A 15,124-nucleotide genomic window follows, 5' to 3' on the forward strand; every position below is an offset into this window, starting at 1 on the left:
CCAGTGTGACTCAGCCCCGATCAAGGTGACCCCATGCCGCGCCCGAACAACGAATACCGCTCGCTCAGCAACCTGGCCCACGAGGCCAGGCGCGCGCTGGAGTCGCCGGAAGGCGTCGACCGCGCCAACCTGATGATGCGCATCCTGTGCGCCAAGTTCAGGGAGGAAAACCGCGAGGCGCTCAAGCGCCCCAAGGCCGAGTGAACGCACCACGCACCGCTTTAGAAAACCGCCGGGCCGCCGTTAACACAGTGAGTGGGTTCCGCACAGGGAGCGCCAATGTACGCAAGCAGCTACAACAACCTGTACGTCCTGTTTTCCCTGGTTGTCGCCATCCTGGCCTCCTATACCGCGCTGAACATGACCGGCCGGGTCAACCGCGCCAGGGGCCGCGCCGCGGCGCTGTGGCTGGCCGGCGGCTCGTTCGCCATGGGCACGGGCGTCTGGTCGATGCATTTCATCGGCATGCTGGCCTTCCAGTTGCCCATCCAGCTGGGCTACGACCCGGTCCTGACCGGCCTGTCGCTGCTGATCGCCGTGGCGTCCTCGGCCTTTGCCCTGTGGCTGGCCTGCCAGAAGGAAATGCCGCTGCCGCGCCTGCTGCTGGGGGCGGTGCTCATGGGCATCGGCATTGCCGCCATGCATTACACCGGCATGGCGGCGCTGCTGATGAACCCCGATGTGCACTACATCCCCTGGCTGTTCGTGCTGTCGGTGGTCATCGCCATCCTGGCGTCAGGGGCGGCGTTGTGGATCGCCTTCCGCCTGCGCAACGAAGGCCGGTTCATCCGCCGGGCACGCCTGGGCGCCTCGCTGGTGATGGGCTGCGCCATCGTCGGCATGCACTACACCGGCATGGCGGCGGCGCAGTTCCCCGAGGGCAGCGTCTGCGGCGCCGCCAACGGCGGGCTGGACAGCAAATGGCTGGTGGTGGTGGTCATCGTCGTCACCCTGGCGGTGTGCGCCATCGCCCTGGTGATCTCGATGCTCGACATCCGCACCAGCCTGCTCGCCAACTCCCTGGACCGCGCCAACAGCGAGCTGCTGAAGCTGGCCCTGCACGACAGCCTGACCCACCTGCCCAACCGCACCCTGCTCAACGACCGCCTGGAACAGGCGATCCACAAGGCCAACCGGCAGAAAACCCGCTTCGCCATGCTGTTCATGGACCTGGACGGCTTCAAGGCGATCAACGACACCTACGGCCACCACGTCGGCGACCAGTTGCTGATCGAGGTGGCCCGGCGCATCAGCCTCGACCAGCATGACGAAGGCACCGTGGCGCGCCTGGGCGGCGACGAGTTCGTGCTGCTGACCGACAGCTGCGAGCCCGACGACGCCGCCGCGCTGGCCCAGCACCTGGTGGAAACCATCAGGCAACCCTACGTGCTGGGCCAGCAGACCGTGCACGTGTCGGTCAGCATCGGCGTGGCGGTGTACCCGGCCGACGGCGCCAACGACCATGAACTGATGGTCAACGCCGACGCCGCCATGTACCACGCCAAGGAACAGGGGCGCGACGGCTACTGCTTCTTCGAACGCGCCATGAACATCAACGCTCACCAGCAACTGCAGCTGCAGCACGACCTGCGCCAGGCCCTGGAGCGCAATGAGTTCGTGCTGTTCTACCAACCCAAGATCCTCGCCCCTGCCGGCCCCATGACCGGCGTCGAGGCGCTGCTGCGCTGGAACAAGCCGGACATGGGCCTGGTGCCGCCCGACCGCTTCCTGCCCCTGGCCGAGCGCAGCGGGCTGATCGTGCCGATCGGCAACTGGGTGATCAACGAGGCCTGCCGGCAGATGGCCCAATGGCACGCCCAGGGCCAGCGTGACTGGACCATCGCGGTCAACCTTTCCACGGTGCAGCTGGCCAACGCCCACCTGGTGGAAGTGGTGCGCTCGGCGTTGCAGCGCACCGGCCTGCCGCCGCGCTGCCTGACCCTGGAGATCACCGAGACCACCGCCATGCGCGACGCCGAGGCGGCGCTGGTGGTGCTCGACCAGCTGGCGGCCCTGGGCGTGGGTATTTCCATCGACGACTTCGGCACCGGCTACTCCAGCCTGCTGTACCTCAAGCGCCTGCCGGCCAACGAACTGAAGATCGACCGCGGCTTCATCACCGAACTGGCCCAGGGCAACGAGGACGAAGCCATCGTCTCGGCCATTGTCGCGCTGGGCAAGACCCTGGGCCTGAAGGTGGTGGCCGAAGGGGTGGAGACGGCCGAGCAGCGGGAAATGCTCACGGAGCTGGGCTGCGACATCCTGCAGGGCTACCTGTTGGGCAAGCCCATGAGCGCGGTGAAGCTGGCGGAGCAGTTCAGCGCCGAGGCAGCGCGGGCTTGAGGCGGTGTGCCTGGAACACCGCGTTGGCCGGGACGCGGCCTGCGGCCGCTGCTACGCGAAGGCAATCGCGTCGCCTGCATCGCGCCTAAAGTCGGCTCCTACGCCGTGCGTGGTAGGAGCCGGCCTTGGCCGCGATAGGGAGTATATGCATTTCCCGTAGCAGCTGCCGCAGGCGGCGTCCCAGGCCACGCGGTGCATCAGGCGTGGCGGCGCTCGGCGGCGGGGACCGGGCGGCCGAAGTAGTAGCCCTGAAAGTGCGAGCAGCCTTCGCTGATCAACTGCTGCATCTGCTCGGCGGTCTCCACCCCTTCGGCGGTGGTCTTGATCAGCAGGCTGTTGCTCATGCCGGTAATGGCGCGGATGATCGCCAGGGCCTCCTTGCTGTCCGCCATCTCGCGCACGAACGACATGTCGATCTTGATCCGGTCGAACGGGAAGGAGCGCAGGTAGCCCAGCGACGAATACCCGGTGCCGAAGTCATCCAGGGAAATCGCCACGCCCAGCGCCTTCAGCGCCCTGAGCGTGGCGACGTTGCCCTCGCTGTCCTCCAGCAGCACCGACTCGGTGATTTCCAGCTCCAGGCGCTCGGGTTCCAGCCCCGAATCGCTCAGCGCCAGCGCCACCGAATCCACCAGCCCGGGGTTCTTGAACTGCACCGCCGACAGGTTCACCGCCACGGTCTGGCGGGTGCCCCAGCTGGCCGCCTCCTGGCAGGCCAGGTTCAGCGCGCGGTTGCCCACCTCGTGGATCAACCCGGTTTCCTCGGCCATGGTGATGAAATCCATGGGCATGATGGTGCCCTTGGTGGGGTGCCGCCAGCGTAGCAACGCCTCGTACCCGGAGATCTCGTCGCCGGCGTGGGTGACGATGGGCTGGTAGTGCAGTTGCAGGTGGCCCAGGTGCAGCGCCGTGCGCAGGTCGGTCTCCATGGTGCGGCGGTGGCGCGCCGCTTCGTCGAGCTGGAACTTGAAGCGCTCGAAGCGGTTGCGGCCGTTGCGCTTGGCCTCGTACAGGGCCATGTCAGCGTAGCCCATTAGCTGCTCGGGGCTGTCGTGGTCATGGGGCGACAGGGCAATGCCGATGCTCACGCCCACCGAGCAGCTGTGCCCCTCGATCAGGAACGGCGGCCGCACGGCCTGGATCAGGCGCTGCGCCGACAGCTCGGCGGCCTCGGCGGTTTCCAGCTCCGGCAGGATCACCGCGTACTCATCGCCACCCAGCCGCGCCAGGGTGTCGACCTCGCGCAGTTCCACCTTCAAGCGGCTGCTGAGCGCCCGCAGCAGCTTGTCGCCGATGCCGTGGCCCAGGGAATCGTTGACGTTCTTGAAGTCGTCCAGGTCCAGGCACAGGGTGCCGGTGATTTTCCCGCTGCCGTCGGCCAGTTGCAGCGCCTCCTTGAGCTTCTCGTGGAATAGCACGCGGTTGGGCAGCCCGGTCAGCGCGTCATGGTGGGCCATGTGGTGGATGCGGGCGTTGGCCGCCAGCTCGACGGTGACGTCCTCGGCCACGAACAGCACGTATTCCGAGGCGTTGCCCGGGTCCTGGTTGAGCACCGTGCGGCTGCGCAGCGTGCGTGGCCCACGGTTGGTGGCCACCAGGGTTTCCACGGTCTTGATCGCGCCGATGTTGAGGTCCTGGCCCATCTGCTGCTCGATGTAGGCTGCGGTCTCCGGCGCCAGCGCCTCACTCATCAACTGGCCGACCATGCTCGCGCCATTGGGCACGAACAGCGCCTCGGCCTGATGGTTGGCCAGCAGGATGCGCTCGGTCTGCACGTCCTTGACGATGACACTGGCGGGAATGTTGGAGATCACCGAGTCGAGGAACTGTGACAGCGAGCTCATCTCGGCGCTGTACTGCTCGGCCAGCACCTTGGCCTCCAGCAGTTGCAGTTCGGTCTGGCGCCGCTCGCTGATGTCACGGGTCACCTTGGCGAAGCCGATCATCCGCCCCTGGTCATCATGCACGGCGTCGATCACCACGCTGGTCCAGAACGGCGAACCGTCCTTGCGCAACCGCACGCCTTCGGCATGGAAGCGCCCTTCGCGCCGCGCGGTTTCCAGGCTTTGAGCAGGCAACCCAGCGGCACGGTCCTCCTCGGTGTAGAACACCGAGAAATGCCGGCCGACGATTTCAGCTTCCGTGTAGCCTTTCGCCCGTTCCGCCCCGGGGTTCCAATTGGTGACGATGCCCTCGGGGGAGAGCATGTAGATGGCGTAGTCCACCACGCTCTGCACCAGCAGGCGGTACATGGCATCCGAGTCGGCGTTGAACTGCATGCGTTGCGAACCTCAGGCGGGGGGCGAAGAAAGCGGGATGGCATTATGCCTTCTTCGTAATAGCGAGGGATACTGCCCGAAAGGAGGAGGAATCTTGTGGAATGGGTATGCTAGGACGCGGCCTTCGGCCGCTGCTACGAGAAATCGGCAGCGCCCCCCTGCCCCGTAGCAGCGGCCAAAGGCCGCGTCCATAGCCCATCAGAAGTAATACAGCGCCTCCACCATCGCCGTCAGCTGCGTGCGGTCGCGGCCGTTGCCGAAGGGGCGCTGGTCGTCGCCGCCCTTGAACCAGTCGTAGCGCAGCTCGGGGCGCAGCGACAGGTGCTTGTTCATGTCATAGCGCACGCCGCTGGTCAGCGCATTGAAGGCGCCGCGGGCGGTGGTGGTGGGGAACAGCGCAAAGCCCTCGGGGTCGCTGAAGTGCTCGCCGCGCAGCGACCACGCCAGGTCCTTGCGCAGCTGATAGGTGACCACCGCGTTGGCGCCCCACCACGACGCGCCGTCGAACCCGGGGCCGGTCAGCACGTCCACCGTGGAGGCCTTGCCGTCCCCCGCCTGATGGCCGTAGACCAGCTCCGCGCCCATGGACCAACGGGCATTGAACTGATGCCAGCCGTTGAGCGAATGCTGCTGCTTGAGCTGCCCCGACGCGGCAATGACCCGCGACGGCGGCGCCTGCACGTCGCCCAAGCTGTCGTCCTGCTCGTTGCCGACCATGAACTCGTAGTCCACCCAGGTGTTCATGTCCGCCGCGCGCCAGCGCAAGGCGCCGGTCAGCGACTTGTCGTTGTTGTTGTCACGCAGGTTGTTCCAGCCCTGCACCACCCCCAGTTCCAGCCCCAGCAAGCCGGCGTCGCCGTTGTACACGCGGCTGCTGGCCAGCACCCCGGCGACGGTGCCCGGCTCGCTGACGAAGGCGTAGGTCTTGCTGGCGAACGGGTTGCGCGCCAGGCGAATGTTGGGTGGGATTTCATAGCCCATGGCCGGGCCGAACACCCCGGCCATGAAGCTGACGCCCGGCCCGTACGGCAGGTACAAGGTCAGCGCGGCGTTGGGCACCGCCAGGAAATAGTCCTTGTCGCGCTGGGCGCGCAGGTTGTCCTGCTGGTTCATGTGCAGGCTCTGGTCCCAGCCGTAGGTGCGGGCGAACTGGGCGTTGCGGCCGTAGTTGAATTCCAGGGTGAAGCCCCAGGCCACCGCGTCGGGCCGCGGGCCCGGCAAGGGCGTGATGCGTGGCACGAAGGTGGCCGCCAGCGGCTTGTCGATAAACAGATGCAGGCTGCCCAGCTCCAGGCCTTCGTCGGACATGCCGGTGATGGGCAGGTTGCTCAGGCCGTCCTTGCGCTCGGCCCGGGTGGAGCGGTTGTTGCGGGTGTAGGCGACGTCCAGCAGGTTGGACACGGTAATGCCATGGTCGCGTTCGAGGGTATCGCCGAACAGGCTGCGAAACAGCGTGCCCTCGGCGGGTTCTTCGCTTTCATCGGCATGGCAGTTGACGATCGCCAGGGCGGCCAGCACCGCGCCAAGCGCTTTCACTTTGACGTTGATCATGGTCTGTCTCTTGTTGTTATTGTCAGCGACCCACCCGGGCGGGTGGGCCGGGAAAAACGTCCGTCAGAGATTGGTGGCCTGGAAACTGACCAGGCGCCAGCCGGCGGCCTCACGCGCCCACACCTGGATGGTCATCACGTCCATGGCACGGCGCTCGCCGCTGCTACGAAACTCGATGTGCTGCAACAGCCGCCCGCTGGCCACTGCCACGTCCCCCAGCACGCGCACCTGCAGCGCCTTGCGCTCCACCTTGAGAAAGCGGATGGCGCCGCGCACCAGTTGCAGGTACTGCTGCTTGCCGTCGACCTGGCCGGTGGCGTGCACATGCACCAGCTGCTCGTCGAGCAGCTCGGCCAGGCCGTCCAGGTCGTTGGCCACCAGCGCCCGGCAACGCAGCGCCTCCAGTTCGTTGATGGTGTCGATGATGGCGCGTTCACTCATGACGCTTGCTCCTTGAAGAAAGGGGGGGACACAGGCCATCAGGCTTCGGCACGCACGGTGTTTTCCAGCATGCCCAGGCCGTCGATCTCGACCCGCACCCGGTCGCCCTCGCGTAACCAGCGCGGCGGTTTGAAGCCGCCGCCGATGCCGCCCGGGGTGCCGGTGAAAATCACGTCGCCCGGTTCAAGGGTCATGACTTTCGACAGGTGCGCCACCTGCTGGTAGCAGTCGAAGATGAGCTGGTCGGTGTTCGAGGCCTGCCGCTGCTCGCCGTTGACGAAGCAGCGGATGCCCAACGTGTGCGGGTCGCCGACCTCATCGGCGGTGACGATCCAGGGGCCGAACGGCGCGTGGCTGTCAAAGGTCTTGCCCAGCAGGAACTGCGAGGTGCGCAGCTGCCAGTCGCGCACGCTGACGTCGTTGCCCACGCAGTAGCCAAAAATCGCCTGCCGCGCCTGCTCGGGCGAAAGGTGACGGGCGCGCCGGCCGACGATGAAGACCATCTCCGCCTCGTAGTCCAGCGCCTCCGACACCCGCGGCAGGTCCACCGGCGCGTAGGGGCCGTTGGCGGCCGTGTTCATCATGGCGAACCACAGCTGGTCGGCGGGCATGTCCATGCCCGACTCGGCCACGTGGTCGGCGTAGTTCAGGCCGATGCCCAGCAGCTTGCCGGGGCGCGGCACCGGTGCCAGCAGGGTGACCTGGGCCAGCGGCGTGCCGGTGATTGCGCTGGCGGCCAGTTCGGCCAACTGCGGCTGCCACAGCGCCCACTCGCGGATCAGCTCGATCATGCTGGCCGGCGCGTCGTCGAAATGGTCGCGCAGGGCCACCACCTGGTCGCCCATCACCAGCCCGACACGGGCGGCGCGGCTGGGTGTTTCAAAGGTGCAGAGTTTCATGGTGCTTACCTGTATTGGGGGCCAAGGCTCTGGCCGGTGGCGCAGGTGCCGAGGGCGCACAGCTGTGCGTCACTGGCTCCGGCGCGCCAGTGCGCTACCAGCGCGTCGGCGTCGAATTCCACGCCGATGGGGTTCTGGCGGAAGATCTCCGACTGGAACACGGCCGCGGCGTCGGCTGGGTCGGCGAAGTTGTCGACCTGCAGTTCGATGTCGTTGCCCTCGGGGTCGCGGTAGTACAGCGAGGTGGTGGGCCCGTGGTTGATGGTCCACGACGGCAGGATGCCCTCGCCTTTCAGGCGCTCGTAGGTGGCCAGCACCTGGGCGATGGTCTGGTAGCTGTAGGCGACGTGGTGCACGCCGACCATGTGGTCGGTTTTCGCCGGCAGTTCGGGCATGTTGAAGAAGGCCAGGCGGTGGTGTTCGTCATCGAAGCTGATGAACGCCAGCACCTCGTCCTGGAACACCAACCGGGCCTGGAATACCTGGCGGTACCAGTCGACCATGGCCTGGCGGTTGGCGCAGCGGTACACCAGGTGCGCCATCTTCACCGGCACGATGGGCTGGGTTGCCGCCTCGGGTGAGCTTGCTTGCAGTGCAGTCATCTCGGTTCTCCTTGTTCTTGTTCTACGGGTCAGATCGACACACGACGAAAATCCGTCAGCAATGCCACCAGGCAGGCAAGGAAACGCCCGGCCTCGGCGCCATCCACGGCGCGGTGGTCCCAGGACAGCGACAGCGGCAGTTGCAGGCGTGGCTGGAACGCCGTGCCATCCCAGCTCGGCGCCATGGCCGCCCTGCCCACCCCGAGGATCGCCACCTCTGGCGCGTTGATGATCGGCGTGAAGTGCCCGCCACCGATGCCGCCCAGGGACGACACCGTGAAGCAGCCGCCGCGCATCTGCGCCGCGCCCAGCCTGCCGCTGCGCGCCAGCTGCGACAGCTCGGCCATTTCCGCGGCGATGGCGGCGATGCCCTTGCGGTCGACGTCGCGGATCACCGGCACCACCAGGCCGTCCGGGGTGTCGGCAGCGAAACCGAGGTGGCAGTACTGCTTGTGCACCACCTCCTCGCCCTGCAGGCTGACGTTGAACTGCGGATAGCGCTGCAGCGCCACCGCGCAGGCCTTGAGCAGGAACGCCAGCAGGGTGACCTTCGCCCCGCCCTCCTGCGCTTCGCGATTGAGCTGCACGCGCAGCGCTTCCAGCTCGGTGATGTCGGCCTGGCTGTGGTTGGTGACGTGGGGAATGCTCACCCAGTTGCGGTGCAGGTTGGCCGCTGACAGGCGCTTGATGCGCGGCATGGCGCTGCGCTGGATGGCGCCGAACTGGGCAAAGTCGACCTCCGGCCAGGGCAGCACCTCCAGCCCGCCGCCTTTGCCGGCGGGCGACGGTTGCTGCGCCTGGGCCTTGACGTACGCCTTGACGTCCTCGCGCTGGATGCGCCCGCGCGGGTCGCTGGCGGTGACCTTGGCCAGGTCAACGCCCAGCTCGCGGGCCAGCTTGCGCACCGCCGGGCCGGCCAGGGCCAGTGCAACCGGCGCAGGCGGCGAAGACGGTGCATGCGCCGGCACCGGGGCTGGCTTGACGGCTGCTGGCGCGCTGGCCACCGCCTCGGCGTACTGCACATGGGCAATCAGGCTGCCCTTGGAGACCACGTCGCCAGGCTTGATCAGCACCTCGCGAATCGTGCAGGCGACAGTGCTGGGCACGTCCATCACCGCCTTGTCGGACTCCAGGGTGATCAGCGATTGCTCCACCGCCACGCTGTCGCCCGCCTTGATAAATACTTCGATCACCGGCAAATCGTGAAAATCGCCGATGTCAGGCACCATGAGTTGTTGCATTGGGCAGTCCTCCTTTTTCTCGGCTCAACGGTTCCACGGCGCGTCGAGGGCGACGTCGATGGCGTAGCGTTCACGGGCTTGCACGGCCAGGCGCGGGTCGATGGAGACCAGGGCGGCCACGGCGATGTGCTGGCGGTCCATCTCGAAGAAGCGCCGCAGCGCCGGCCGCGTGTCGCTGCGGCCGAAGCCGTCGGTGCCCAGGGCGGTGTATGGCGCCTGCACGTAGGGCGCGATCAGTTCGGCGTAGCTGCGCACGTAGTCGCTGGCGGCCACCACCGGGCAGCTGCCGGCCAGGCACTGCTGCACGTGGCTGGGCGCAGGCGCCTCGGCGCCGAACAGCGTGGCGCGTTGCACCTCGCGGGCCTCGCGGGCCAGCTCGGAAAAGCTGGTGACGCTCCAGATCTCGCTGGCGATGCCCCAGTCCGCCGCCAGCAGGTCGGCGGCGGCGATCACCTCGCGCAGGATCGAGCCCGAGCCCAGCAGGCGCACCTGGCTGGCGGCGTCCTCCGCGCCACGGCGGCCGAAGCGGCGCATGCCCTTGATCACGGCGGCGTGGTCGGCAGCGTCCAGCGGCGCCTGGGGGTAGTTCTCGTTGGTGACGGTGAGGTAGTAGAACTCGTCGTGCTGCTGTTCCAGCATGCGCCGGCTGCCGTGGTCGATGATCACCGCCACCTCGCTGGCGAACGCCGGGTCGTAGGCGCGGCAGTTGGGCACCGTCGAGGCCACCAGCTGGCTGCTGCCGTCCTGGTGCTGCAGGCCTTCGCCGGCCAGGGTGGTTCTGCCTGCGGTGGCACCGATCAGGAAGCCGCGGGCGCGCTGGTCGGCAGCCGCCCAGATCAGGTCGCCGATGCGCTGGAAGCCGAACATCGAGTAGTAGATGTAGAACGGCAGCATGGCCACGCCGTTGACGCTGTAGGAGGTTGCGGCGGCCACCCAGGACGAGATGGCGCCGGCCTCGGTGATGCCTTCTTCCAGCAGCTGGCCGTCGCGCGACTCCTTGTAGTACAGCATCGCCCCGGCGTCCTCCGGCTCGTACAGCTGGCCCACCGGCGAGTAGATGCCGATCTGCCGGAACAGGTTGGCCATGCCGAAGGTGCGCGCCTCGTCCGCCACAATCGGCACGATGCGCGGTCCCAGCGTTTGATCTTTGAGCAGGTTGGTGAACAGCCGCACCACGGCGGTGGTGGTCGAGGTCTCGCGCTCATCCGGGGCCAGGGCGAACTGCGCGTAGCTGGCCAGCGCCGGCACCGGCAGCGCCTCGGCGCGGCTCTGGCGGCGCGGCAGGTAGCCGCCCAGCGCCGCGCGGCGGGCGTGCAGATAGCGCATCTCGGCGCTGTCGGCGGCCGGCTTGTAGAAGCGCATTTCCTCCAGAGCGGTGTCGTCCAGGGGAATGGCGAAGCGGTCGCGGAAGGCCTTCAGGGCGTCGACATCCAGCTTTTTCTGCAGGTGCGTGGTGTTGCGCGACTCACCCGCCAGGCCCATGCCGTAGCCTTTCTTGGTCTTGGCCAGGATCACGGTGGGCTGGCCGTTGTGGGCCTTGGCGGCGGCAAACGCGGCGTACAGCTTGCGGAAGTCGTGGCCGCCACGGCGCAGGCCGTCGATTTCCTGCGGGGTCATGTGCGCCACCAGTGCCTGCAGCTCGGGGTCCTGGTCGAAGAAATGCTCAAGGTTATAGGCGCCATCGTTGGCGCCCAGGGTCTGGTACTGGCCGTCGACGGTGTGGGCGAAACGGCGCAGCAGCACGTGGTTGTGGTCGCGGGCGAACAGCGCGTCCCAGTCCGAACCCCACACCACCTTGATCACGTTCCAGCCGGCGCCGCTGAACAGCGCTTCCAGCTCCTGGATGATCTGGCCGTTGCCGCGCACCGGGCCGTCCAGGCGTTGCAGGTTGCAGTTGACGATGAAGGTCAGGTTGTCGAGGTTTTCCCGCGCCGCCAGCGACAGCGCGGCGATGGATTCGGGTTCGTCCATTTCGCCGTCGCCGAACACGCCCCAGACATGACGGGCCGAGGTGTCGGCAATGCCACGGTGTTCCAGGTAACGCAGGAAGCGCGCCTGGTAGATTGAACTGATCGGTCCAATACCCATGGAGCCGGTGGGGAACTGCCAGAAGTCCGGCATCAGCCACGGGTGCGGGTAGGAACACAGGCCGCCGCCGTCGACTTCCTGGCGGTAGCGGGCCAGCTGCGTTTCGTCCAGGTGGCCTTCGAGGAAGGCCCGGGCGTACACCCCGGGCGCCGAGTGCGGCTGGAAGTACACCAGGTCGCCCTTCCCTTCGGCGTTGTCGGCGCGGAAGAAATGGTTGAAGCCGATCTCGAAAATCTCCGCCGCCGAGGCGTAGCTGGAGATGTGCCCACCCAGCTCGCCGTAGGCCTTGTTGGCCCGGGCCACCATGGCCAGGGCGTTCCAGCGGATAATCGAGGTCAGGCGTTCTTCCATGGCCAGGTCGCCGGGAAAGGCCGGTTGTTGCTCCAGGGCAATGCTGTTCTGGTACTGCGAATAGGGGTGCGCGCTGCGGCGCACGCCCAGGTGGCTGGCGTGCTCGTCCAGGCGGCGCAACAGGTATTCGCCGCGCTGGCTGCCGTCGCTGCGCACCACGGCTTCCAGGGCTTCCAGCCAGTCGCGGGTTTCCTGGTGATCAATATCGCTGTCGGTCTTTATTGACCCTTCGCGGGTAAAGGAGGTCATGGCAAACACACTCGATTCAGGTTTATCAGGCATGAGCGGGCCCGGCCTGCCTGGGCAAGGCATGCGTGGGGGCGCTCATGTGGCTGTTGGGGTGTGGCGCGGCGGGTTACCAGCCGTCGATGCAGCCGCTCCATTCGCTGCCGGGCGAGCGGGCGTGCATCTGGTGGTAGCGGCCGCTGAAGAACAGCAAGGGCTTGCGCTGGGCGCCGATGCGCAGGTGCTCGATTTCGCCGATGTACAGCAGGTGGTCGCCTGCCGGGTGCACGTCGACGGTGCGCGCCACCAGCTGCACCAGGCTGCCGTCGAGCAAGGGCGTGCCTTCATGGTCGATGAAGGGCAGCTCGGCGCCCTGCTCCGGGCGACCGCCGAAGTGGCCGCTGAGCCAGCGCTGGCTTTCGGCGAGGAAGTTGACGCCGTAGCGCACGCCCACATCCACGAAGCGGTTGAAACTGGAGGCGTTGCGGATCGACACCAGGATCAGCGGTGGCTCCAGGGACACCGACATGAAGGCGTTGGCGGTCATGCCGGCGGGCTCGCCGTCGGCGTTGAAGGTGACCACGGTGACGCCCGTGGCGAACTGGCCCATCACTGAGCGCAGGAGTTTGGTGTCCATGGGACAGTCCTCGGTCAGGGGGCGATCAAACCAGCGGCGTGACGGTGTTTTCCACACCCAGCAGCGCCTTGCCGTACAGCTCGTTGCCCACCGCCGGCAACGCCACCGCGTGCCGCGCCGCGGTGTTGGAGTCGCGCCACCAGCGCTGCATCGGGCTGGCCTCGGAGAAGCTGCCGGCGCCGTGGGCCGAGAGCAGGATGTTGATCGCCTCGGTGATGTGCGTGTTGACCAGGCCGACATCGGCGCGGATGCGCGCGCGGGTCAGGGTGTCGAGCTTGATGTCCTGGCGCGCCGCGGCGTCCATCTCGTCGGCGGCGCGGAAGGCGCGCAGGTGCGCGGTGTCGATCTTCAGCGCGGCTTCGGCGATCTGGGTCTGGAACACCACCGAGTCGGGCTGTTTTTCGAACGAGGTGTAGGCGATGGCCCTGCGCGGCGCGTTGTCGATCACGTACTGCAGCGCGGCGCGGCCCAGGCCCAGCTGCGGGCCATTGAGGATCAAGGCTGCGAACGGCACGAACAGGCCGCGGTAGGCGGCTTCGTCCTTGAACTCGGTGGCGTACTCGCCTTCGATGGCGCCGCCCATGTGCAGCAGGCGGTGGTTGGGCACGAACACCTCCTCGGCCACCACGCAGTTGCTGCCCGAGGCGCGCATGCCGGCGGTGAACCAGGTGTCTTCGATGCGGTAGTCGGCCTTGGGCATCAGCGCCAGGTACTGGCCGATGACCGCGCCGTTGGCGTCGCGCTCCTCGGCACCGACCACGGCCCAGTCGGCGTGCAGGCTGCCGGACGAGGAATACCACTTGCCGCTGACAATCAGCCCGCCCTCCACCCGCCGGGTGTTAGGCGAGGCGTTGAACACCCCGGCCACCCGCGCGTCGGGGTTGGCGCCGAACACCTCGTTCTGCGCCTGCTCGCAGAACAGCCCGGTGAACCAGGCGCAGACGTTGGTCAGCGCCACCACCCAGGCGGTGCCACCACAGGCCTCGCCCAGGGCGGCGGAGACCTCCATATGCGCCCGCAGCGTGCCTTCGTGGCCGCCAAAACGCTTGGGCACCATCAGCCGGAACAGGCCGGCGTCCTGGATGGCCTGGATGTTTTCCTCGCAGGTGCGGCGGTTCTTTTCGTTTTCGACGGTGTTCTTGCGCAGCAACGGCTGCAGGGCGCGGGCCCGTTCGATCAGCTCGGCCAGGCTGGGCTGGGCGGCGAATTCAGTGAAGGCGCGTGCGGTGTTCAGGTCTGCGTTCATACCAACCTCGGCTATCATAATGAACAAAAATGTCATTTATAACGTTCAGGTGCATGCAAGCCGCCCGGGGCAGTGGGCAGGCGATCATTCAACCAGGTGCGGGTGCGGTGCGGTCAGGTGCGGCGGTGCAGTTTGAAGACGCAGACGTGCCAGTTCGAACGGGCGCTGGGCGAGGTGGGATGCGGGCGTGACGCGGGGTGGGAAGGGATCAACATGCTCGTCTCCTATTATTTTTATGACGATATTGTCATTCCGACAATTGAGTTGAATGTAGGCCAGCCTTGAAGGCGGCGCAAGGGGTATTTTGAACAAAGTTGTCATTCTGATAAGCGGCGCCTAGACTGTCATTCTGACGATCTGTCACTTGAACGAGGTTTTGCAGTGTCCAAGCCCGCGCCTGCCACCCCGGTGGTCGACCACCGCCCGCACGTTGCCTTGAAAAAACGCCAGCTGATGCGCGCCAAGCTGCTGGACGCGGCCATGCGCGTGTTTGCCGCCAGCGGCGCCACCGCCCCGGTCATCGATGATGTGATTCGCGAGGCGGAGGTGTCGCGCGGCACTTTCTACAACTACTTCACCTCGCTGGACGAGGTGCTGGTGGCCATCGGGCAGGCGCTGAACAACCAGATGACCACGGACATCCTGCCGGTGTACGACGTGCTCACCGAGCCGCGCCAGCGGGTGGCCACGGCGTTCCGGCTGTTCATGCTGCGCGCCCTGCTCGACCCGCTGTGGGCAGGTTTCGTGACCCGCGTGGATGCCTGGCAGCACACCTCGCTGGTGGCCGAGTACATGTCCCGCGACCTTGAGCACGGCCGGGCCAGCGGCGCCTTTGAGCTGCCGCGCATCGACGTCGCCACCGATTTCCTGATGGGCGCCTCGGCCCACGCCATCCAGGCCCTGCGCCAGGGTGTGGAAGCGCCGGATGCCTATATGGATGAAGCTGTGCGCATGGCCTTGCGCAGCCTGGGGTGCAGCGCCGAGGAATGCGAGGCCGGCATGGTCTTCGCACGCGACTACCTCAAGGCCTGGGCCAACGGCGAAGTCACCGCCACCCGCCCCGCCTGGGCATTGGGCAACCCGTAGCAGCTGCCGAAGGCGGCGTCCGGCGGCGAACCTGCCCAATCGCGGCGCCTGGGACGCGGCCTTTGGCCGCTGCTACGGTGGGGCGGCGGTGGGCCTGCCCAATCGCGGTGCCTGGGACGCGGCCGTTGGCCGCTG

Annotated in this window: 12 protein-coding genes; 3 read left to right on the plus strand and 9 right to left on the minus strand. The window is 67.1% G+C overall.

All coding sequences use genetic code 11. From position 1 onward, the window contains the following. Positions 1 to 33: 33 nt before the first annotated feature. Both AC0Z2B_RS15185 and AC0Z2B_RS15190 read left to right on the plus strand, forming a co-directional pair. Positions 34 to 204, plus strand: coding sequence for a hypothetical protein (locus AC0Z2B_RS15185; RefSeq protein ID WP_416424569.1), 171 nt, complete (start codon positions 34 to 36; stop codon positions 202 to 204). Between the two features lie 75 nt (positions 205 to 279). After that, a complete protein-coding gene (locus AC0Z2B_RS15190; protein WP_476297664.1) occupies positions 280 to 2,343 on the plus strand; it encodes a putative bifunctional diguanylate cyclase/phosphodiesterase in 2,064 nt (687 codons plus the stop codon). Positions 2,344 to 2,540: 197 nt separating this feature from the next. Here AC0Z2B_RS15190 and AC0Z2B_RS15195 read toward each other — a convergent pair whose 3' ends face one another. The 9 genes from AC0Z2B_RS15195 to AC0Z2B_RS15235 form a co-directional block, all read right to left on the minus strand. After that, a complete protein-coding gene (locus AC0Z2B_RS15195; RefSeq protein ID WP_476297666.1) occupies positions 2,541 to 4,622 on the minus strand; it encodes a sensor domain-containing protein in 2,082 nt (693 codons plus the stop codon). 198 nt (positions 4,623 to 4,820) lie between these two features. After that, on the minus strand, positions 4,821 to 6,173 hold the full coding sequence (locus AC0Z2B_RS15200) for an outer membrane beta-barrel protein (protein ID WP_476297668.1): 1,353 nt from the start codon (positions 6,171 to 6,173) through the stop codon (positions 4,821 to 4,823). 63 nt (positions 6,174 to 6,236) lie between these two features. Then, positions 6,237 to 6,614: a nuclear transport factor 2 family protein gene (locus AC0Z2B_RS15205; protein WP_476297670.1), complete on the minus strand. Its 378-nt coding sequence runs from the start codon at positions 6,612 to 6,614 to the stop codon at positions 6,237 to 6,239. A 38-nt stretch (positions 6,615 to 6,652) separates the two neighbouring features. Then, positions 6,653 to 7,513 carry a fumarylacetoacetate hydrolase family protein gene (locus tag AC0Z2B_RS15210; RefSeq protein WP_476297672.1) on the minus strand — a complete coding sequence of 287 codons (861 nt, stop codon included), beginning with the start codon at positions 7,511 to 7,513 and terminating at the stop codon, positions 6,653 to 6,655. Positions 7,514 to 7,518: 5 nt separating this feature from the next. Next, positions 7,519 to 8,115 (minus strand): VOC family protein, encoded by a 597-nt coding sequence (locus AC0Z2B_RS15215; protein ID WP_476297674.1) that lies wholly within the window; start codon positions 8,113 to 8,115, stop codon positions 7,519 to 7,521. A gap of 29 nt (positions 8,116 to 8,144) precedes the next feature. Next, positions 8,145 to 9,356 carry a 2-oxo acid dehydrogenase subunit E2 gene (locus AC0Z2B_RS15220; protein WP_476297676.1) on the minus strand — a complete coding sequence of 404 codons (1,212 nt, stop codon included), beginning with the start codon at positions 9,354 to 9,356 and terminating at the stop codon, positions 8,145 to 8,147. A 24-nt stretch (positions 9,357 to 9,380) separates the two neighbouring features. After that, positions 9,381 to 12,044 (minus strand): alpha-ketoglutarate dehydrogenase, encoded by a 2,664-nt coding sequence (mdeB, locus tag AC0Z2B_RS15225; protein WP_476297678.1) that lies wholly within the window; start codon positions 12,042 to 12,044, stop codon positions 9,381 to 9,383. A 106-nt stretch (positions 12,045 to 12,150) separates the two neighbouring features. Further along, entirely contained in the window at positions 12,151 to 12,657 is a 507-nt protein-coding gene (locus AC0Z2B_RS15230; protein ID WP_416424577.1) for a flavin reductase family protein, read from the minus strand. Positions 12,658 to 12,682: 25 nt separating this feature from the next. Then, positions 12,683 to 13,903 carry an acyl-CoA dehydrogenase family protein gene (locus AC0Z2B_RS15235; protein ID WP_476297680.1) on the minus strand — a complete coding sequence of 407 codons (1,221 nt, stop codon included), beginning with the start codon at positions 13,901 to 13,903 and terminating at the stop codon, positions 12,683 to 12,685. 381 nt (positions 13,904 to 14,284) lie between these two features. On the opposite strand from AC0Z2B_RS15235, the gene AC0Z2B_RS15240 reads away from it, so the two are divergent. Continuing rightward, entirely contained in the window at positions 14,285 to 14,989 is a 705-nt protein-coding gene (locus AC0Z2B_RS15240; RefSeq protein ID WP_476297682.1) for a TetR/AcrR family transcriptional regulator, read from the plus strand. Positions 14,990 to 15,124 lie beyond the last annotated feature (135 nt).

Source organism: Pseudomonas sp. GYB4201, from assembly GCF_056312595.1.

What these genes read in the sequence shown, in the direction of transcription:
- AC0Z2B_RS15230 (WP_416424577.1), bottom strand. Translation starts at nt 12,657, where the DNA reads ATGGACACCAAACTCCTGCGCTCAGTGATGGGCCAGTTCGCCACGGGC.
- AC0Z2B_RS15220 (WP_476297676.1), bottom strand. Translation starts at nt 9,356, where the DNA reads ATGCAACAACTCATGGTGCCTGACATCGGCGATTTTCACGATTTGCCG.
- AC0Z2B_RS15210 (WP_476297672.1), bottom strand. Translation starts at nt 7,513, where the DNA reads ATGAAACTCTGCACCTTTGAAACACCCAGCCGCGCCGCCCGTGTCGGG.
- AC0Z2B_RS15235 (WP_476297680.1), bottom strand. Translation starts at nt 13,903, where the DNA reads ATGAACGCAGACCTGAACACCGCACGCGCCTTCACTGAATTCGCCGCC.
- AC0Z2B_RS15185 (WP_416424569.1), top strand. Translation starts at nt 34, where the DNA reads ATGCCGCGCCCGAACAACGAATACCGCTCGCTCAGCAACCTGGCCCAC.
- AC0Z2B_RS15190 (WP_476297664.1), top strand. Translation starts at nt 280, where the DNA reads ATGTACGCAAGCAGCTACAACAACCTGTACGTCCTGTTTTCCCTGGTT.
- AC0Z2B_RS15205 (WP_476297670.1), bottom strand. Translation starts at nt 6,614, where the DNA reads ATGAGTGAACGCGCCATCATCGACACCATCAACGAACTGGAGGCGCTG.
- AC0Z2B_RS15200 (WP_476297668.1), bottom strand. Translation starts at nt 6,173, where the DNA reads ATGATCAACGTCAAAGTGAAAGCGCTTGGCGCGGTGCTGGCCGCCCTG.
- mdeB (WP_476297678.1), bottom strand. Translation starts at nt 12,044, where the DNA reads ATGACCTCCTTTACCCGCGAAGGGTCAATAAAGACCGACAGCGATATT.
- AC0Z2B_RS15215 (WP_476297674.1), bottom strand. Translation starts at nt 8,115, where the DNA reads ATGACTGCACTGCAAGCAAGCTCACCCGAGGCGGCAACCCAGCCCATC.
- AC0Z2B_RS15195 (WP_476297666.1), bottom strand. Translation starts at nt 4,622, where the DNA reads ATGCAGTTCAACGCCGACTCGGATGCCATGTACCGCCTGCTGGTGCAG.